This is a genomic window from Haloterrigena salina JCM 13891, from assembly GCF_000337495.1.
In the GTDB taxonomy this organism is placed as follows: domain Archaea; phylum Halobacteriota; class Halobacteria; order Halobacteriales; family Natrialbaceae; genus Haloterrigena; species Haloterrigena salina.
Window position 1 is genome coordinate 1 of sequence record NZ_AOIS01000029.1, and the last position, 18,962, is coordinate 18,962.

Annotated in this window: 17 protein-coding genes; 13 read left to right on the forward strand and 4 right to left on the reverse strand. The window is 67.8% G+C overall.

Going from position 1 to position 18,962, the window contains the following annotated elements; genetic code table 11:
- On the forward strand, positions 1-171 hold a 171-nt coding region (gene lwrS / locus C477_RS23460; RefSeq protein WP_008893859.1), incomplete at its 5' end, for an LWR-salt protein.
- Between the two features lie 46 nt (positions 172-217).
- On the opposite strand, the gene C477_RS07505 is transcribed toward lwrS, so the two are convergent.
- Complete coding sequence (locus C477_RS07505; RefSeq protein ID WP_008893860.1) at positions 218-670, reverse strand: DUF7344 domain-containing protein; 453 nt, start codon at positions 668-670, stop codon at positions 218-220.
- 185 nt (positions 671-855) lie between these two features.
- Here C477_RS07505 and C477_RS07510 point away from each other — a divergent pair, with 185 nt between their 5' ends.
- A complete protein-coding gene (locus C477_RS07510) occupies positions 856-1,485 on the forward strand; it encodes an HAD family hydrolase (RefSeq protein WP_008893861.1) in 630 nt (209 codons plus the stop codon).
- A gap of 63 nt (positions 1,486-1,548) precedes the next feature.
- Positions 1,549-1,746: a hypothetical protein gene (locus tag C477_RS07515; RefSeq protein ID WP_008893862.1), complete on the forward strand. Its 198-nt coding sequence runs from the start codon at positions 1,549-1,551 to the stop codon at positions 1,744-1,746.
- Between the two features lie 329 nt (positions 1,747-2,075).
- Here C477_RS07515 and C477_RS07520 read toward each other — a convergent pair whose 3' ends face one another.
- The 3 genes from C477_RS07520 to C477_RS07530 form a co-directional block, all read right to left on the reverse strand.
- On the reverse strand, positions 2,076-2,348 hold the full coding sequence (locus C477_RS07520) for a glutathione S-transferase N-terminal domain-containing protein (protein WP_008893863.1): 273 nt from the start codon (positions 2,346-2,348) through the stop codon (positions 2,076-2,078).
- Between the two features lie 89 nt (positions 2,349-2,437).
- Entirely contained in the window at positions 2,438-3,091 is a 654-nt protein-coding gene (locus tag C477_RS07525) for a helix-turn-helix domain-containing protein (RefSeq protein WP_008893864.1), read from the reverse strand.
- Positions 3,092-3,218: 127 nt separating this feature from the next.
- Positions 3,219-5,090: a molybdopterin biosynthesis protein gene (locus C477_RS07530; RefSeq protein WP_008893865.1), complete on the reverse strand. Its 1,872-nt coding sequence runs from the start codon at positions 5,088-5,090 to the stop codon at positions 3,219-3,221.
- A 240-nt stretch (positions 5,091-5,330) separates the two neighbouring features.
- Here C477_RS07530 and C477_RS07535 point away from each other — a divergent pair, with 240 nt between their 5' ends.
- From C477_RS07535 to C477_RS07580, 10 genes are all read left to right on the forward strand, one after another.
- A complete protein-coding gene (locus C477_RS07535) occupies positions 5,331-6,815 on the forward strand; it encodes an MATE family efflux transporter (protein WP_049914400.1) in 1,485 nt (494 codons plus the stop codon).
- A 185-nt stretch (positions 6,816-7,000) separates the two neighbouring features.
- Positions 7,001-7,324: a hypothetical protein gene (locus tag C477_RS07540; RefSeq protein WP_008893867.1), complete on the forward strand. Its 324-nt coding sequence runs from the start codon at positions 7,001-7,003 to the stop codon at positions 7,322-7,324.
- A gap of 208 nt (positions 7,325-7,532) precedes the next feature.
- Positions 7,533-8,570 (forward strand): AIR synthase family protein, encoded by a 1,038-nt coding sequence (locus C477_RS07545; RefSeq protein ID WP_049914418.1) that lies wholly within the window; start codon positions 7,533-7,535, stop codon positions 8,568-8,570.
- Between the two features lie 444 nt (positions 8,571-9,014).
- Positions 9,015-10,376 (forward strand): bifunctional hydroxymethylpyrimidine kinase/phosphomethylpyrimidine kinase, encoded by a 1,362-nt coding sequence (gene thiD, locus C477_RS07550; RefSeq protein ID WP_008893869.1) that lies wholly within the window; start codon positions 9,015-9,017, stop codon positions 10,374-10,376.
- A complete protein-coding gene (locus C477_RS07555; protein ID WP_008893870.1) occupies positions 10,373-11,371 on the forward strand; it encodes a TIGR03560 family F420-dependent LLM class oxidoreductase in 999 nt (332 codons plus the stop codon). The genes thiD and C477_RS07555 overlap by 4 nt, the downstream gene beginning before the upstream one ends.
- A 96-nt stretch (positions 11,372-11,467) precedes the next feature.
- Complete coding sequence (locus C477_RS07560) at positions 11,468-11,890, forward strand: hypothetical protein (protein WP_008893871.1); 423 nt, start codon at positions 11,468-11,470, stop codon at positions 11,888-11,890.
- Between the two features lie 103 nt (positions 11,891-11,993).
- Positions 11,994-12,323, forward strand: coding sequence for a tRNA-binding protein (locus C477_RS07565; RefSeq protein WP_008893872.1), 330 nt, complete (start codon positions 11,994-11,996; stop codon positions 12,321-12,323).
- A 248-nt stretch (positions 12,324-12,571) separates the two neighbouring features.
- Positions 12,572-14,071: a globin-coupled sensor protein gene (locus tag C477_RS07570; protein WP_008893873.1), complete on the forward strand. Its 1,500-nt coding sequence runs from the start codon at positions 12,572-12,574 to the stop codon at positions 14,069-14,071.
- A 97-nt stretch (positions 14,072-14,168) separates the two neighbouring features.
- Positions 14,169-16,844, forward strand: a complete 2,676-nt coding sequence (mutS, locus tag C477_RS07575; protein ID WP_008893874.1) for a DNA mismatch repair protein MutS — start codon at positions 14,169-14,171, stop codon at positions 16,842-16,844.
- A gap of 80 nt (positions 16,845-16,924) precedes the next feature.
- The gene (locus C477_RS07580; protein WP_008893875.1) at positions 16,925-18,883 is read left to right on the forward strand and encodes a PAS domain S-box protein; all 1,959 of its coding nucleotides are present in this window, start codon (positions 16,925-16,927) and stop codon (positions 18,881-18,883) included.
- The last annotated feature ends 79 nt before the right edge of the window (positions 18,884-18,962 follow it).

The following is an 18,962-nucleotide window of genomic DNA, read 5'->3' on the forward strand; positions in this document are numbered from 1 at the left end:
GAGCCGGTCGAGTCCGTCTTGTTTCGCGAGCTACAGGTCGACGAGGAGTACTTCGCGGCGCTGAAGGACGCGATCGCCGACGACCTCGACCTCTTTAACGCCGACAACGTCTCCGAGGTGCTCTCGAAGTATCTCGGCTCGAGCATCCGAGTGACGGATACCGACGACTAGCCCGGAACCGCACGGTTTCGATCGCGGGCGTCGCCGACGACTCGGCTCAGTCGGGATCGTTCGGCGTCTCTTCAGAGGTTTTTCCGTCGCCCAAGCCGATACCGTCGATCGCCGCACACGCGTCGAGCGCCGTTTCGAGCGATTCCGGGAGGTCCTCGAGAGACAGCGTCTCGATCCGCCGATCGTGTGAGACGACGTTTGCGGTCTCGAGCATCGGGATATCGACGTGGACGAACAGGGTTTCGATCTCCGCGCGGCGTGTCTCGTCGACGGCGTCGGGAGTCGTCTCGGCCAGTTCCGCGGCGACCCGTCTCGCGAGGACGGACAGTTCCTCGGCGTTTCGTTCACGCATCAGGTACAGTGCGTAGCGGCGCCGCCGTTCGCACAGCAACCGCAGGTGGTCGTCGAGATCGGGCCTGGCGCCGTCGACCGCATCCGAAGGAGTGGCTGTTCGATTTTGACTACCTCCGTTTCGACTACCGTCGCCGTTCTTCTCCATGATATTATTCGATGATACTACCAAGTTATATATTTGGAACGGTGACGCCGTTGATAGCTGTGCGATTTAGCGCTGCCGGCAGTGATAGTTGCGCCCGGATCCCGTCGCCGGTCGCGACGGGCCGCGGTGCTCGGGTGCGAACAGGCGATACATCTTTACTCGAGACGCTCGTACCACAGTGTCCGATGGACGGCGAGTACGACTTCTGGCTGCTCGATCTCGACGGCACGCTCGTCGACGTCGAGTGGTCCTACACCCGGGACGTGTTCGACCGGGTCGGCGAGCGACTCGAGTACGAGTTTACCGACCAGGAAGCCGACATTCTCTGGAGCGGACTGACCGGTTCCCGGGATCGACAGCTCCGGCAGTGGGGCCTCGATCCCGACGAGTTCTGGACCGCCTTCCACGACGAGGAGGATCCGCTGGTGCGGGCCGAGCAGACGTATCTCCACGATGACGCCGCGTTCGTCGCCGACCTCGAGGAGCCCGTGGGGCTGGTGACCCACTGTCAGGAGTTCCTCTGCGAGCCGGTGCTCGACCACCTCGGTATCCGCGACTGGTTCGACGCCCGCCTCTGTTGTACCCCCGAAACCGGGTGGAAACCCGACCCGAACCCGGTCTACCGCGTGATGGACGACCTCGGCGTCGGCGAGAACGGTCATACGGGCGTCCTCGCGGGCGACGGCGCCAGCGATGTCGGCGCGGCCTGGAACGCGGGCCTCGACGCGATCCACGTCGAACGCGTCGGTCACGAGCGACGGGGCCGGTGTGTCCGCGGCGACTACCGCGTCGAGTCGTTCGACGAACTGTTCTGATCTCCCGGGGATCGGACACCGAAAAGGCTTCAGGACCGTGGTCGCAGCTAGCGATAGCAACGGATGAAGTACTGTCTGCACTGCGACTGGCACACGAGCGCGACCGACGAACCGTCCGCCCGAACTCGATCACGTGCGGCGATCGATCACCACGTCGAAACCGGCCACACCATCGACTCGAGCGACGGCGTCGTCCCCCCGCGGCTGCCCGACGTCCCCACCGAAATCTTCGTCGACGATCTGATTCCCTCGAGCGACTGAGTTTCGACTCGGTTCGGGTGCGGATCCCGCCGGAGCGACGGCCCAGATTCGCTGTTCGCCAGTTCGATCCTATTGGAGTTGCGTATCGGAGGTGTTTTATGACGATAGGCGAAAGGGTAGGTAGACGGCACGGTCAGCAGTCACCTTTCAGCCCGTGTGGTTTCCACGCGGGTTCACCTGCCTTGACCTACCCCGTCACTTCAACACTCGAGAGCGGCTGCTATCGCAGGTTTTGGAATCTGTCGACTACCGACCGTCAGCCGCACGTACTTCGTGATTCGTCGCTCATCGTCGATGCACTCGAGCGACCGAGAGCGACGCGACGGCCGTCACTCGTAGTGCGTCTCGAGGTAGTCGACGATCTCCTCGCTTTCATAGCGCGTCTCCGCCCGATCGGTGTCGACGAGAAACGGGATCGCGTCCTCGCCGCCGATGTCGACCATCGCCCGCTGAGTCAGTTCGTTGAGCGTGTCGCCGCCCTCCGATCCGGGCCGTCGAGGGTTGTGGATCACGTACGAGAGGCCGAGATCGGTGAGCGTCTCTCGGACCTCGGCGCTGTTGGGACAGCCCTCCGCCTGGTAGAGTTCGAGCACGTACGGCATCCTCGCCGCTCGAGGGCGTAACCCTTGGCCATGCATTCGTTGCCGGGCGCGACCGCGGGGAGCGAGCGGGGTGATCGAAACCGCTCGCGTCACTCGAGGTCCGATCGATTACTCGCTGGCTGGAGTTCGTCGTCGACCAGCGTCTCGTAGGCCCGCCGGAACCGTTCGGACAGCGCCTGGTGGGAGATCCCCAGTTCGTCGGCCAGTTCCTCCATCGAGATGCCGCGGGGAATCTCGAAGTAGCCGTGCTCGAGGGCGGCCTCGAGGGCCTCTTGCTGTTGAGGGGTGAGCTGCGTCTCGTCGTCCGTGACGCCGGTGACGTCGCTGACCCGGCGCAGGTCGGCGGAGATGCCGACCTCCTCGAGGCGGTCGTAGGCGTCGACGAGGGCGTCGCGGTCGCGAAACCGGACCCGTACCTGCCACCAGCCGTCGGTGCCCCACATCTCCAGCAGGGAGCCGCCCTCGGCGAGCAGTTCGTCGCTGAGTCGCACCGTCTCGTCCACGAAGGTCACGTCGTACAACAGCCGGGACTCGGTTTCGACGAGGAGTTCGTACCCCGCGACCGACGGGTCCGCCTCGAAGGCGGCCTCGGCCCGCTCGCGGTCGACGTCGGAGAGCCACAGGGACGGTCGCGTCTTCGACACCGAGGACTCGAGTTCGAACGTGGCGTTCGGGACGTGCTCGAGGGCGACCCCCAGTGTCGTCTCCGCAGCCGGAAGGCGGAACTCGGCGATCGTGGACATTACCACTCGTACACGCTACTGGAACAAAAAGCGCTGTTCAGACGGAGATGACTGTCGTTCGCGTTGATATCGCCGAGGGATGATCGACGGTCGCGGCTCGTCTGCAGTCGGCGAATCCGGGACTGCGTTAGTCGTCGGCTTCGGTCCCGAACTCGGCCTCGAGGGCGGCGGCGAGTTCCCGCACGCTCGCCTTGCCCGTCCGATCGGGGTTCGCGAGAGCGCGGACCGGCTGCTCGTCGACGGAGACGAAGCCGAGGTCGAGTCGGTCGGCGGTCTCGCGCAGTCCGATGGCGACGTCGGCCTCGCCCGCGATGACCTTGCGAGCGGGGCTCTCGTGGGCCCGCAGACCCAGGTCGAAGCCGTCGATCGACTCGCGGAGGTCGCGAGCGCTCGCGTCGCGGTCGGCTGCGACGCTCTCGAGGGCCGACTCGAGGCTCGAGCGCAGTCCGGAGTCGCTCGTCCGGTTGACGAATCGCAGGTCGCGCTCGATCAGGTCGGCCAGCCCCTCCACCTCGCGGGGGTTGCCGGCCCGGGTTATCAGCCCCCACTCGCGGTCCCAGCGACCGAGTTCCGCGGCATCGATTTCGCGCTCGAGCGGCCCCGCCGCAACCGCGACGTCCGGCACGCCCTCGCGGAGCCGTCGCAGCCCGGGACGGGTGCCGACCGAGAGGTAGCGGGGGTTCTCGAGGCCGTCGAGCAACCGGTTCAGCGTCGGGTCGTCCTCGCCGACGCCCAGCAGCGTGGGCGGTCGAACGTCCGGCGAGAAGAGGCGGACGGTGACGGACTCTCCTTCCTCGAGGTAGTCGGTCTCGGGACCGACCTCGACGACGCCGTCGGCCTCGGCGAGGCTGGTCGTCGCGCCGCTGCCCTTGTCGACAGGGTAGACGAGCGTCTCGCCGTCCGAATCCTCGATCAGGCCGACCGGCATCAGCCGCATTCGACCCTCCGCGTAGCGCTCCTCTCGAGCCATCCTCCCGGTGACGGTCGCGGCTCTGGGCTCCGGCACGCCGGCGGCGGCGCGGATCGCGGGCGCGACGAAGGTTCGAAAGACCATCATCGCGGAGACGGGGTAACCGGGGAGGCCGACGTACGCGGAGTTCTGCAGGCGGCCGACGAGCATCGGCTTCCCGGGTTTGACACTGACGCCGTGGAGCAGCAGTTCGCCCTGCTCCTCGATCACGCGGTAGATGACGTCGACCGCGCTCGCGCTGGTCGACCCCGAGGAGAGCACGAGGTCGCACTCCTCGGCGGCCTCCCGCAGGATGCGTTCCATCTCGTCCTGTTCGTCGCCCGCGTGGGGGTAGAGCACTGCCTCGCCGCCGGCGTCCTCGACGCCCGCCGCGATCGTGTAGCTGTTGACGTCGTAGATCTCGCCGCGCGAACTCGCTACGTCCTCGCCGGGCCGGACGAGCTCGTCGCCCGTCGAGACGATGCCGACCGTCGGGGGTGCGCGGACGGGAATCTCGTCGATCCCGAGCGCCGAGAGCAGGCCGATGTCGCGGGGAGTAACCTGCGTCCCCGGGCCGAGCGCCCGTTCGCCGGCCGCGACGTCGGCGCCGGCGAACATGACGTTGTCGCCGGGCGCGACCGACGTTCGGACCAGTACGTCGTCGCCTTCCCCGTCGATATCGGTCCGCTCGACGGGGACCATCGCGTCCGCGCCGTCGGGCATCACCGCGCCCGTCGAGATCTCGACCGCCTGCCCCTCTTCGACCGCGACGTCGGGTTCCTCGCCGGCGTGGACCTCGCCGACCACCTCGAGTCGCGCCGGGTCGGCCTCGTCGGCGCCGAACGTGTCCCGGGCCCGGAGCGCGTAGCCGTCCAGGCTCGCCCGGTCGAACCCCGGCACGTCGAGTTCGGCGTCGAGTCGCGCTGCCAGCACCCGGCCGCGAGCGTCCTCGAGCGAGACGCGCTCGAGGCCGCCCTCGAGCGACAGCGAGTCGATCGCCGCCCGCGCCTCCTCGGGGGTCGCGAGATCGCGAAACTCCTTGCGTTCCATACCCGCAGTTGGCGACCCGGAGGTAAAAACGTCGGTCGAACGCGGCGACGACTCGAGCGGTCCGCGTCCGAGCGATCGGGCACCGCTGCCCCGTCGGTCACCGTTTTCGGGCTCTGAATGTCAAAGCCGAGGAGTATAGATAATGAATGATAATGGTGTACTACTTGCTGAATGTGAGATATTCTCCCTAAACATCTCAACATATGAAGTCATTTAGTGCTCGGTCACGGACGGATCGTTGTGAGTTCTCGCTTGCGTACCGTCCCGAATCCCCTCCGCTGGCTGCTGCTCTCCGTCGGGTATCTGCTCGCGCGGCTAGGCGTGATCGCTCCCCAGCGCGTCGAGCGGACGACCGACCTCGCGTGGCCGCGGATCGTCACGGGGCTCGCCCGGATGTCGAAGTCCGCGGCGGACGTCGCGATGGTCGGGATCGCCCTCGGGCCGGCGGCGATCGCGGGCGTCGGCCTCGCGACCCCCTACTGGGGGCTGGCCTTCGGGATCAGCGGCGGCATCGCCGGCGCCACGATCAGTCTGGTCTCCCAGCGCTACACCGGCGGAACCGTCCGCGACCTCTCGCTTGCGGTGACGACCTGCGCGCTCGTCACCGCCGCGATCATGCTGCCGCTCGGGGTCCTCTACGGGACGGTCCCCGAACGGTTGATCGGACTCGTCGGCAACGACGCCGCCTCGATCGCCTACGGTGCCGACTACCTCCGCGTCCTCGCCCTCGGCGTTCCGTTCGCCGGGCTGAACCTCATCGGGAGCCGTACCCTCGTCGGCGCCGACGACGCGTGGACGCCGATGATGCTCCGGGCCGGCGGCGCCGTCGTCAACGTCGCGATCAACGCCGTGTTGATCTTCGTCCTGGGAATGGGCGTCGTCGGCGCGGCGATCGGGACGGTCGTTGCGAACGTCCTCGTGTTGACCGCCTTCGTCGTCGGCTTCACGACCGGTCGCCTGCCGGTCATCGGCGAATTCCCCGTCACGCTCGACCTCGAGTGGCCCCCCGTAACGCGGGCCGACGTCCGCGACGTGCTCTCGATCGGGACGCCGCTGGTCTTTACGAACGGCGCCCGCCGGGCCGCCCAGTTCCCGATGCTCGCCATCGTCGCGCTGTTCGGCCCGAACGTCCTCGCGGCCTACGTCGTCGCCCGCCGCGTCCGGGACCTGATGGACACCCCCGGCTGGGGCTTCTCGCTGGCCTCGAGCAGCCTCGTCGGACAGGAACTTGGCACCGGCGACGAGCGCTCCGCGGACACCTACGGCCGCGAGGTGCTCTGGTTCGGCGTCGGCGTCTACCTGATCAGCGCGACGATCGTCTTCCTCTTCGCCGAGCAGGTCGGCCGCGTCTTCGTGGACGATCCGTCGATCCTCCCGCTGGTGACGACGTTCATCGCCGTCGCCTGCGTCAGCGTCGTCTTCCGCGGGGTCAGCGGCGGCGCGACCGGCCCGCTGCGGGCCAGCGGCGACACCAACTGGCCGTTCTACGGGCAGGTGTTGGGGCTGTACGTCTTCGCGATCCCCGTCGCCTACGTCGGCGCCGCCGTCGTTCCGGTGCCGGGTCTCGAGGCCGCGACGCCGCTGGGCATCGGCGCGCTCTACGCCGCCTTAGTCCTCGAGACGCTCGTTCCGGCCGTCGTCACCTACTACCGATTCGAGACCGGCTCCTGGAAAGTGATCAGCCGGAGCTTCCGTCCCGAGTCGGGCTCCTCGCCCGGCGACTAACCGAGCGCGGCGGTCCGCCGGTCCGGTATTCTCTCTCACTGGCAGTTTGTCGTCGATCGCTCGAGGCTGTACTCGCCGTTCCGGTTGTATCCCCGCTCGACCCGTCGCTCCCGCCATCCTCGGTGATCTTTTATAAACGAACACGGATGAATGTCTTTTTCCGCTCGAGTGTCGAATCGCATGGTATGGCTACCCATGGCTTTCAGGACGGCTCCGGCACGGGCGTCTCCCTGCCCGACGCGGTGCCGTTCGATCTGCCGCACTTATCGCGACTGAGCTGGGAACTCGGATCGCGCGTAGTCGACGGCGAGGACGTCGTTCGACACAGCGAGTGGGCCCGGGCGGGCCGCTCGTGGCTACTGACGATTTTCCGGGTGACGACCAACACCGTCGTCATGCGAGTCGAGACGCCCGTCGGCCGGGAACGGTTCTACGGCGCCGCCGAACAGGACCTCGAGTCGGCGCTGCCGAAACTGGAGTCGACGCCCCGATGGGATCGCCTCGAGTAGCGAACGATTCGTTACACGACCTCGATGTCGCGGGCGAGGGGTCGCGGCGTTCGCAATCGTCTGGCTCGCCTCGCTCTTCTTCGAAGGCCTCCGCGAGCGGTAGCCGCTTCGTGGCCGGTGTTCTGTCCGCGCGTGTCGGATTCTTTTGGAGCGCTCGTGTCGCCCCGAAACCACTATCGCTAAGGCGGCTCCGTTGGACCTCCCCGACGTGAGCGACCTCGGCAAGATCGATCGGCAGTTCTTCGACCGCCGCGTCGCGCCGAACCTCGGCGCGGACCGTGACGACGTCGCCGTCGGCCCCCAGCACGGCGTCGACTTCGGCGTCCTCGAGATCGGCGGGCAGGCGCTGGTGACCGCGACCGACCCGATCTCGATCATGCCCCAACTGGGACTCGAGCGCGCAGCCCGATTCGCGCTGGACCTCGTGCTTGCAGACGTCGCCGTCAGCGGAATCCCCCCGTCGCACCTCTCGATCTGTTTCACCCTCCCCGAGACGATGACCGACGAGGAGTTCGCGACCGTCTGGGAGACCGTCCACGAGGAGTGCGTCGATCTCGGCGTGGCCGTCGTGACGGGCCACACCGCCCGCTATTCGGACCCCTCCCATCCCTGGGTCGGCGCCGCGACCGCGATGGCCGTCGGCGACCCCGACGCTATCGTCCGGCCCGACGGCGCCCGCCCGGGCGATCGGCTGCTCCTGACGACCGGGCCCGCCGTGGAGTCAGTGGGGCTTTTGAGTACGTTGTTCGGCGACCAACTCGAGGCAGAACTGTCCCCCGACGTGATCGACGACGCGCAGGAGCGACTCGCGGAAGTCTACTGCGTCCGGGACGCCCTCGCGGCGGCCGCCGCGGGGCCCGTGACGGCGATGCACGACGTGACCGAGGGCGGCCTCGCGGGCGCGTTGAACGAGATGGCCGACGGCGCCGGCGCTCGGTTCTCGATCGATCGAGAGGCCGTTCCGATGCGTCCCGGCGTTCGAGCGGTGTGCGAACACCTCGAGATCGATCCCTGGGCCGCGACCAGCAGCGGCTCCCTGTTGGTGGCGGTCGATCCCGAGGGTATAGACGGCGTCGTGGCGGCGCTCGAGGACCGGGACACCGTCGTCGCCGAAATCGGCCGGGTAGAACCCATCGACGAAGCAAGCGGTGGCGAGGTGCTCGTCGACGGCGACCGGCTTGCCCATCCCACCGTCGACCCCTCGTGGCGGGCGTACGCCGAACTGGCCGACGCGGCGAACGACTAGCGGAATTTTCGTTCGATTTCCCGAGCCACTCGAGTCTCTTCGACAGAACTGGTCGTTCCACAGTGGCGCGTGCGGCGTCGCGGTGAGCGGACAGCGAACCGCGAGGGATGAGTGAACGACCGGAGGGAGTGAACGAATCGGCTGGGGAGGAGGTGGCAATTCCTCGTTGCCACGATAACAGGACGCTGCGATCGGGTTCGATTCTCCTCGACCGAGCGACCTGCTCATACTGGTACCGAGGGATTCCACCCCCTCCCCAGCCGATTCGCTCGTTCCACTCGCTCATCCCTCGCGCGATTCGAGCCGCAGTTCGTTCAGCACTCACTGCGGCCCCGCACGCGCCACCGCCGTGGACTGCTCGAGTCGGTTCGGTATGGTAGAAAAGTCGACTCTCACGATCCTCGACCATGACCGCTTTGTACAACCGGAAAATACGAGCCACGTATGAGAACGCCAGCACCCGATTCGCGCCCGGTAGCGCTCACGATCGCCGGCAGCGACTCCGGCGGCGGCGCCGGCATCCAGGCCGACCTCGCGACGATGGCCGCCCACGGCGTCTTCGGTACGTCCGCGATCACGGCCGTCACGGCTCAAAACACCCGGGGCGTCGAGTCCTCGCACGTCCTGCCGACGGAAGAGATCGAGGCCCAGATCGAGGCCGTCACCGGCGACTTCGCGGTCGGCGCGGCGAAGACGGGGATGCTCGCGACGACGCCGGTCATCGAGACCGTCGCCGACTACGCCCGCGAGTTCGACTTCCCGCTGCTCGTCGATCCCGTGATGGTCGCGACCTCGGGCGACCGGCTGCTCGAGCCCGAGGCCGAGCGCGCCTACGAGGACCTGCTCGGCGAGGCGCGGCTGGCGACGCCCAACGCCGACGAGGCCGAGGTGCTGACGGGTATCGAGGTAACCGACGACGAGAGCGCGGTCGCGGCCGGCGAGGCGATCCTCGAGACGGGCGTCGACGCCGCCCTCGTCAAGGGCGGCCACGTCCCCGGCGAGACGGTCCGGGACACGCTCGTCACCGCGGACGGCGTCCGGACGTTCGAGCACCCGCGGGTCGGCACCGAGGCGACCCACGGCTCGGGCTGTACGCTGGGGTCGGCGATCGCGGCCCGCCTCGCGACGGACGAGCCCCTCGAGACGGCCGTCGAGGGCGCGACGCAGTTCCTCGCCCGCGCGGTGCGCTACTACTACGACGTCGGCGAGGGCCACGGCGCGGTCAACCACATGGTCCCGCTGCGAAACGAGGCCAGCCGCGAACTGACGGCCGAGGAGGTCCAGGCCGTCGTCGACCGCTTCGTCGACGCCGACGTGTCGGCGCTGGTCCCCGAGGTCGGGATGAACGTCGCCGGCGCGACCCCCTACGCCGAATCGGTCGCGGAGACCGCGGCCGTCGAGGGGCGAATCACGCGCACGCTCTCGGGCGTCCAGCCCAACCGCGGGGTTCGGTTCGGCGCCTCGAGTCACGTCGCCCGCTTCCTGCTCGCGGCCCGGGAGTTCTTCCCGGCGCTTCGGTTCGCGGTTAACTGCCGGTTCAACGACGACGTCGAGGACGCGCTCGAGGCCCTCGAGTGGCCGGTCGCCGAGTACGACCGCGACGAACAGCCCGACGAGGTCGCGGCGACCGAGGAGAGCACGATGGGCTGGGGGGCTCGACAGGCCTTCGCGGATCGCGACGACGCTCCGGTCGCGGTCGTCGACCGCGGCGAGATCGGCAAGGAATCGCTCGTGAAGCTCGTCGCGAGCGATCCGGAGACGCTGGCCGAGCGAGCGCTGGCGCTCGAGGGCGAGGTGGACCGATGAGCGCCGACGGCAACGGCGCCGGCGACGCGACCGACCTCGACGTCGGACTCGTCCTCCCGCAGTACGGCACCGAGACGGAAACGGTCCGGAACGTCGCGCTCGAGGCCGAGTCGCTTGGCTACGACGCGGTCTGGCTCGAGGACCACTTCCAGTCGTGGATCGGCGACCCGCGGCGGGGGGTCCACGAGTGCTGGACGACGCTCAGCGCCCTCGCGGAAGCCACCGACGAGATCCGGCTCGGCACGCTCGTGACGAGTCAGGATTACCGTCATCCCGCCTTGCTAGCGAAGATGGCCGCACAGGTCGACCGGATCAGCGACGGCCGCCTCGAACTGGGCCTCGGCGGAGGCTGGTACGAAGCCGAGTACGACCGCTTCGGCTACGAGTTCCGAGATCCCCCGGCAAAGCGTCTCCGCCGGCTCGCCGAGACGGTCGAGATCTTGCAGGGTCTGTGGACGAACGAAACGTACAGCCACGAGGGCGAGCACCTCGAGATCGACCTCGAGGACGCCTTCTGCGAACCCCGGCCCGTACAGGATCCGCATCCGCCGATCTGGATCGGCGGCGGGGGCGAGGAGTTCACGCTGCGGTACGCCGCCGAACTGGCCGACGGCTGGAACTTCGGCACGCTCGAGCCCGAGGGCTTCGCCGACAAACTCGCCGTGCTGCGCGAGCACTGCGAGAGCGAGGAGCGCTATAACGAGATCCGCAAGTCCGCGGAACTGTTCGTCTTCGTCGGCGAGACGACCGACGACGCCGAGGCGAAACGCGAGCAATTCGCCGACGACTTCCTCCCCGACGAGCCGTCCGAGCCCCGCGAGTTCTTCCTCTCGGGATACGTCGAGACGGCGCCGACGGGGACGCCCGAGGAGGTCCGGGACCGCCTCGCGGCGTACGCGGACGCCGGCATCGAGGAGGTCATGCTCGTAGTTCCCGACGCGGCCGACGACGAGGACGAGAGCCTCGAGCTGCTGGCCGGCGAACTGCTCGACTAGAGCGACCGATGCCTCGAGCCGTCCGCTCTCGGTCCGACGAGTTCGTGTTTTCATCCCAACAACAGCGTTATAATAGATACCGGCGTACGGACACGTATGATCGACTCGAGAACGTGGATTCCAGCGATAGCGCTCGGACTCGCGACCTCGGGAGGCGTCTACTGGCTCGCCGGTGTGCCGTTGCTCGCCGCGTACGTCGGCGCGTTCTGGACGATCGGAGTCGGGCTGACGGCCTATCACGCGGACGCGATCCCGGGACTGTTACGGGGTAACTCGGAGTGGGGGACGACGGCCCGCCTCTGGTCCGGCGCGTTCGGCGGACTGCTGGCGCTCGCGACGACCGCCGTGATGGGCCCGCAACTGCCGGTGTCCTCGGAAACGGGTTTCGCGCTGGGGCTGCTCGTCATCGGCGTCGCGATAACGATGGCGAACGTCGGTATCGGCCTCGCGCTCTCGCTCGCCGGGGACGGTGCCGGAACGGTCGAAACGCGGGTCGAAGCTCCCGGCAGCGATAGCTGAGCGCAGTCGACCCCGAACCCGAACTCGGAACCGGCTGTCACGACGAGTACACGCCGGTTCCGGGAACCGAACGCTCATTCTCGAGGATCGAGTACCGCGCCGCATGGTCGAGAGTCCGTTCAACGTCGACATTCGCGTCGGCGAGGTACTCGCGGCGGAACCGTTTCCCGAGGCGAACAAGCCGGCAATGACCAAGCTGTGGATCGACCTCGGCGAGGAACACGGCGAGGTCCAGTCGGCTGCACAGTTAGATTACCACTACGACTCCGAGGAACTCGAGGGCCGGCAGGTGCTGTGTGCGACGAACCTCGGCGCGGTCCGGATCGCGGGCTTCAAATCCGAGGCGCTGACCGTCGGCGTCCCCAGCGACGAGGGGTATCCGATTCTGGTGTCGCCGGACGAGGGGGTCCCGACGGGCGGGCAACTGTACTGATCGGCCGGCCCGCCCGTCCGATCGCGGTCGACGGTCGCCAGTCAAAAGCGCGTTCTCACCCGACCGATCGACACGATTACGGACCCCGAATAAATACTTGATGGCTGATAATATATCGAACTACTCTCACATCTGCGTTGATTTTTGGCCGGTAGACGGGATATACCAAGCCATCCACGGAGATTGTTCGAGGTATCGGTAATTGTCCGGCAAGAACACTTATGGCGGTCAGGGGCCCTGATGTATCCATGTCACAACTCAGTGGGCCCTCGGACTCACAGCTGTCCGACCGGAACGCAGGCGAAGCGGCGTCGTTCTCCGTCGACCGAGCGACCGTCGAGCAGGTGAAATCGTTCGTCGGGATGGGGCCCCGGGACGAGGAGCTTCTCGAGTCGATGTCCGAGATCTTCGAGCGGGTCAGCGACGACCTTCCCCAGGAGTACTACAACAACGTCCAGGCCCAGCCGGAGGTCCTCGAGGCGTTCGGAAGCGAAGGCGTGACGGCGGATCAGGTCGAACGCGAACAGCGAACGTATCTCCGCGAGTTCGGTCAGGGCGAGTACGACCACTCCTTCTTCGAGCGGCGCATGCAGACCGGCTATATCGACCCGTTCCTCGAGGCGGGGCTCGACAAGTACGTCGGCTCGTTCGGGCTCGTCTACGAGCGGATGCTCAACGAGATCGCCGCCGATGTCAAAGCCGAGTTCGAGACGGCCGACGACGAGTCGGACACTGAGCCCGCTGTCGAAGACGCGGTCGACGCCACCGTCGAACGATCGCTCGCGTTCCTCCGGACGGCGGTCATCGACCAGCAGCTCGCGATCGAGGCGCGCGTCGACGTCTACCTGGCCGAACTCGAGGAACAGGAACGCCGCCGGGAGCAGGTCCACGAGGAGCTCCAGGGGATCCTCGGCGACTTCGAGGAGTTGGCCGACGAGATCAACGACGGCATCAACAACATCGACGGCTACACCGAGGAGCAGTCGGAGTCGATCTCGGAGATCGCCAGCGAGATGTCGACGCTCAGCGCGACCGTCGAGGAGATCGCCTCGAACACGGAGGAGGTCAGCGCGACAACCGAACACGCCGAGGAGATCGCCGTCGACACCGCCGAGACCGCCGAGGACGCGATCACCAAGATGGAGCGGGTGAAAAACGCCTCCGACGAGGTCACCGACGACGTCGAGAACCTCCGCGAGGGCGTCCAGCGGATCGACGAGATCGTCGAAGTGATCAACGACATCGCCGACCAGACCAACCTGCTCGCGCTGAACGCCTCCATCGAGGCGGCGACGGCCGGCGAGGCCGGCGACGGCTTCGCCGTCGTCGCCAACGAGGTCAAGTCCCTCGCCGAGGAGTCCCAGGAGGAGGCGACCAACATCGAGCGGATGATCGCCGAGATTCAGGAGGACACCCACGACACGGTCGAGAGCCTCGAGACGGCCAACAACGAGATCGAGGACGGCGTCGAACTCGTCGAGGAGACGGTCGACAACTTAGAAGAGATCGAGAACGCGGTCAAGGAGTCCTCCTCGGGCATCAGGGAGGTCGCGACCGCGACCGACGATCAGGCCGCCAGCACCGAGGAAGTCGCGGGGATGACCGACACCGTCATGGAGACGGCGACCAAGGTCGCCACCGAGACCGACGACCTTGCGCAGGCGAACGCGGAGGCCAACCCGCTGGTCAAGGAGATCGTCGATCTGGTCGAACAGTTGACCGAGGTCGAAGAAGAGCACGAGGTATAGGCGGTCGGACCAGCGGTCCCGCCGTCCGTCGAGCACTCGAGTCGACGCCCACGGCGGAACCCGCATGGTTTTAGCGGTGGCGGCACAGTCACCGCGTATGACCGAGGCGACGGGTATCGTCGGAGAGTTCTTCTCGCTCAAGGAGGACACCGACGCCGATCTGCTGACGATGCAATGCGGCGATTTCTACGAGTTCTTCGGCGAGGACGCCGAGACCGTCAGCGAGGAACTCGATCTCAAAGTCTCCCAGAAGTCCTCGCACGGCTCGTCGTATCCGATGGCCGGCGTGCCGATCGACGATCTGACGCCCTATCTGAAAGCGCTGGTCGAGCGCGGTTACCGGGTCGCCGTCGCCGACCAGTACGAGACCGACTCCGGCCACGCCCGCGAGGTCGTCCGCGTCGTCACCCCGGGGACGCTGCTCGAGACGACCGACGCCGACGCGCAGTACCTGGCGGCGGTGGTCGACGGCACCGAGTCCCCGGGCGACGGCGGCTACGGCCTCGCCTTCGCCGACGTGACGACGGGACGGTTTCTCGTGGCCGACGCCGAGGACGCCGACGACGCGCTGACCGAACTGTACCGATTCGATCCCGTCGAGGTGTTGCCGGGGCCCGGCGTGCGCACCGACGACGACCTGCTCGGCCTCGTGCGAGAGCGGATCGACGCCGCGCTGACGCTCCACGAGACGGAGGCCTTCGCGCCCAAGCGAGCCGCCCACGCCGTTCGGGAGCAGTTCGGCGAGGAGACGGTCGGCCGCCTCGCCATCGGCGAGCCGACCCTCGCGGCCGCCGGCGCGGTGCTCGACTACGTCGCGGAGACCGGCACCGGCGTGCTCGCCTCGATGACCCGCATTCAGGCCCACCACGGCGACGACCACGTCACGCTGGACGCGACCACCCAGCGCAACCTCGAGCTCACGGAGACGATGCAGGGCGAGCGCGAGGGCTCCCTGTTCGCGACGATCGACCACACCGAAACCAGCGCCGGCGGTCGCCTGTTGAAGGAGTGGCTCCAGCGGCCCCGACGGTCGCTCGAGACGCTCGAGCGCCGCCAGGAGAGCGTCGCCGCGCTGTCCTCGGCGGCGCTGGCCCGCGACGAGTTACAGGACCGGCTGGACGAGGCCTACGACCTGGCGCGGCTGGCCTCGAAGGCGAGCCACGGAAGCGCTGACGCGCGGGATCTGCTCTCGGTACGGCAGACGCTCGCGGTGCTGCCCGCGCTCGCGGAGACCATCGAGTCGAACCCCGACCTCGCGGCGTCGCCGCTGTCGGACATCGTCGACCGGCCCGACCGGGACGCCGCGAGCGAACTGCGGGAGGCTCTCGAGGAGGCGATCGCGGACGAGCCGCCCTCGACGGTGACGCAGGGCGGGCTCTTCCAGCGGGGCTACGACGACGAGTTGGACGAGGTGATCGACCGCCACGAGGAGGTCAAGCGGTGGCTCGATACCCTCGCCGACCGGGAGAAAAAGCAGTACGGCCTGAGCCACGTGACCGTCGATCGGAACAAGACCGACGGCTACTACATTCAGGTGGGCAAGTCCGCGGCCGACGGCGTCCCCGACCACTACGAGGAGATCAAGACGCTCAAAAACTCCAAGCGCTTTACGACCGACGAATTAGAGGAGAAGGAACGCGAGATCCTCCGGCTTGAGGAACAGCGCGGCGACCTCGAGTACGAACTGTTCGAGGAGCTGCGCGAGGAGGTCGCCGCGCGGGCCGAACTGCTCCAGGACGTCGGCCGGGCGCTGGCGACCGTCGACGCGCTGGCGAGTCTGGCGACCCACGCGGCCGAAAACCGGTGGGTCCAGCCCGAGTTGCACCGGGACGACCGCCTCGACGTCGAGCAGGGACGGCATCCGGTCGTCGAGCAGACGACTGAGTTCGTCCCTAACGACGTCCGATTGGACGAGGAGCGCGGGTTCCTCGTCGTGACCGGCCCCAATATGTCCGGCAAGTCGACCTACATGCGACAGGTCGCGGGAATCGTCCTGCTGGCCCAGATCGGCAGCTTCGTCCCCGCCGAGTCGGCCGAGATCGGGCTGGTCGACGGCATCTTCACCCGCGTCGGCGCGCTCGACGAACTCGCGCAGGGTCGGTCGACGTTCATGGTCGAGATGAGCGAACTCTCGAACATCCTCCACACCGCGACCGAGGAGTCGCTGGTCATCTTGGACGAGGTCGGCCGCGGCACGGCGACCTACGACGGGATCTCCATCGCGTGGGCCGCGACGGAGTATCTACACAACGAAGTGCAGGCGAAGACGCTGTTTGCCACACACTACCACGAGCTGACCGGCCTCGCCGAGAAGCTACCCCGCGTCGCTAACGTCCACGTCGCCGCCGACGAGCGCGACGGCGACGTCACCTTCCTCCGGACGGTTCGTGACGGGCCGACGGATCGTTCCTACGGGATCCACGTCGCCGACCTCGCGGGGGTCCCCGACCCCGTCGTCGAGCGTTCGAGGGACGTCTTAGAGCGCCTGCGCGAGGAGAAGGCGATCGAAGCGAAGGGAGGCACCTCGAGCGAGCCCGTCCAGACCGTCTTCGACCTCGGCGACGGCGAGTTCCGCGGACCGGCGAACGCTGACGGTGGCCAACCGGCCGACAGGGACGAGACGAACGAACACGAACAGGGTGAGACGGTCGATCCCGAAACGAAGGCGGTCCTCGAGGAGTTCGCGGAGATCGACGTGAACACGACGCCGCCGATCGAACTGGTCACGGAGGTCCAAGAGCTCCAGGAGCGCCTCGAGGAAACGGAGCGCTGACCGGTCGTGGCGGGCAGTCTTGAATCGGCCGAACGGGCCCAAAGCTTCATCCTGTCCGTCACGCAACAGCACGTATCTCGATGACCGACGAGTCCGACGCGCGGCGACGAGACTCCCGCCGGCGCTATCAGGAGGCGGTCCTCGAGCTCACGACCGACGCGGACGTGGTCGACGGACGGTTCGAGGCGGCCGCGCGCACGATCACCGAAACGGCCGCCGAGATCGTCGAAACGACCCGCGTCGGCATCTGGCTCTTCGACGAGGACGGCGAGCGAATCCGCTGCGTCGACCGCTACGACCGTCGAACGGGCGCCCACAGCGACGGCGCGGAACTCGCCGCGGCGACCTATCCCGCCTACTTCGAGGCGCTGCGAACCCGCCGGACGATCAGCGCCGGCGACGCCCGCGCGGATCCGCGAACCCGCGAACTGACGGCGAACTACCTCGAGCCGGAGGCGATCGACTCGCTGCTCGACGCGACCCTCCGATCGGCGGGCGAGGTGATCGGCGTCGTCTGTCACGAACAGGTCGGCCGGACGCGCGAGTGGACCGACGCCGAAAGACGGTTCGCGGGCGACGTCGCGGACGTCGTCCACCGCGCCCTGCGCAACCACCGCAGCGCCGAGCGGCGACGCGAACTCGCCTTCCGCCGCTCGCTCCTCGAGGCCCAGCAGGAGGCGATGCCCGACGGCGTCCTCGTCGTCGGCGAGGACGGCTCGCTTCGCTCCTGGAACGCCCGGTTTCGGGAACTGTGGGACGTGTCGGCCGAGGAGCTCGAGCCGCCGCGAGGCGACGCCGTCCTCGAGCGGATTAGCCGCCAGCTGGCGGATCCGACGGCGTTCCGCCGTCGCGTCGAACGCCTGACCGAGCAGCCGTCGGCAACGAGCCGCGAGGAGATCGCCCTCGAGGACGGACGGGTGTTCGAGCTGTACTCGACGCCGGTCCGCGACGACGACGGCCGACAGTACGGCCGCCTCTGGCTCGTCCGAGACGTCACCGAGCGCAAGGCGCGACAGGAGGAACTCGAGTTGAAAAAGCGGGCGATAGACGAGGCGCCGATCGGGATCACGCTCTGTGACGCTACGCAGTCGGACAATCCGCTCGTCTACGCCAACGACCAGTTCGAGCGGATCACCGGCTACTCCCGCGAGGAGATCCTCGGTCGGAACTGTCGGTTCCTCCAGGGCGAGCGAACCGAGGCCGAGCCGGTCGACGAGTTGCGCACGGCGATCGACGCCGAGCGATCGACCACGGTCGAACTCCGCAACTACCGGACCGACGGGAGCGAGTTCTGGAACCGAGTCACGGTCGCCCCGGTGGTAGACGAGCGCGGAACCGTGACGAACTACGTCGGCTTCCAGCAGGACGTCACCGAGCGCAAGGAGGCGACGCGACAGCTCCGCGTGCTCCACCGCGTCTTGCGACACAACCTCGCCAACCAGATGAGTATCATCCGGGGGACCGCCGAACAGCTCGCCGAGCGGTCCGGCGGCGAGACCGCTGGCGCCGCGGAGACGATCGTCGAGGAGGCCGATCAACTGCTTGGCCTGACCGACAAGCACCGCTCGATCGTCCGCCTGTTGAGCGAGCGGCCGACGCCGGAGCCGATCGGACTCGAGCCGCTCTGTCGCCGCCCGTGTCGGAGCGTCCGGATCGACTACCCCGACGCCGACGTCTCGCTCGCGGACGACCTGGACGCCACTGTCGTCGCGATTCCGGCCCTCGAGACGGCGATCCACGAACTCCTCGCGAACGGCGTCGCCCACGGCGACCGGGAGTCGCCGTCCGTCGAACTCCGCGTCGAGCGGCGACCCGAGACGGTCCGCCTCCGGATCGCCGACGACGGCCCCGGCCTTCCCGAGGAGGAGCGGCGGATCATCACCGGCGACGGGGCGGTCGAACCCCTCTACCACGGCCTCGGGATGGGGCTCTGGCTCGTTCACTGGATCGTCTCCCTCTCCCGCGGGACGATCGACATCGAGGAGTCGAGTCCGGACGGAACGACGATCCTAATCGAACTGCCCCGCGCGGACGACTGACGACCGGCGGGGGAACGACCGCGAACGGACGGTGGCAGCGACCGCAGCGGGGTTGTTTTTCCGAGCGGACGTTGCGGGA

Excerpts from the sequence above, each read along its gene's own strand:
- C477_RS07505 (WP_008893860.1), bottom strand. The coding sequence starts at position 670 with ATGGAGAAGAACGGCGACGGTAGTCGAAACGGAGGTAGTCAAAATCGA.
- C477_RS07510 (WP_008893861.1), top strand. The coding sequence starts at position 856 with ATGGACGGCGAGTACGACTTCTGGCTGCTCGATCTCGACGGCACGCTC.
- C477_RS07515 (WP_008893862.1), top strand. The coding sequence starts at position 1,549 with ATGAAGTACTGTCTGCACTGCGACTGGCACACGAGCGCGACCGACGAA.
- C477_RS07520 (WP_008893863.1), bottom strand. The coding sequence starts at position 2,348 with ATGCCGTACGTGCTCGAACTCTACCAGGCGGAGGGCTGTCCCAACAGC.
- C477_RS07525 (WP_008893864.1), bottom strand. The coding sequence starts at position 3,091 with ATGTCCACGATCGCCGAGTTCCGCCTTCCGGCTGCGGAGACGACACTG.
- C477_RS07530 (WP_008893865.1), bottom strand. The coding sequence starts at position 5,090 with ATGGAACGCAAGGAGTTTCGCGATCTCGCGACCCCCGAGGAGGCGCGG.
- C477_RS07540 (WP_008893867.1), top strand. The coding sequence starts at position 7,001 with ATGGCTACCCATGGCTTTCAGGACGGCTCCGGCACGGGCGTCTCCCTG.
- thiD (WP_008893869.1), top strand. The coding sequence starts at position 9,015 with ATGAGAACGCCAGCACCCGATTCGCGCCCGGTAGCGCTCACGATCGCC.
- C477_RS07555 (WP_008893870.1), top strand. The coding sequence starts at position 10,373 with ATGAGCGCCGACGGCAACGGCGCCGGCGACGCGACCGACCTCGACGTC.
- C477_RS07560 (WP_008893871.1), top strand. The coding sequence starts at position 11,468 with ATGATCGACTCGAGAACGTGGATTCCAGCGATAGCGCTCGGACTCGCG.
- C477_RS07565 (WP_008893872.1), top strand. The coding sequence starts at position 11,994 with ATGGTCGAGAGTCCGTTCAACGTCGACATTCGCGTCGGCGAGGTACTC.
- C477_RS07570 (WP_008893873.1), top strand. The coding sequence starts at position 12,572 with ATGTCACAACTCAGTGGGCCCTCGGACTCACAGCTGTCCGACCGGAAC.
- mutS (WP_008893874.1), top strand. The coding sequence starts at position 14,169 with ATGACCGAGGCGACGGGTATCGTCGGAGAGTTCTTCTCGCTCAAGGAG.
- C477_RS07580 (WP_008893875.1), top strand. The coding sequence starts at position 16,925 with ATGACCGACGAGTCCGACGCGCGGCGACGAGACTCCCGCCGGCGCTAT.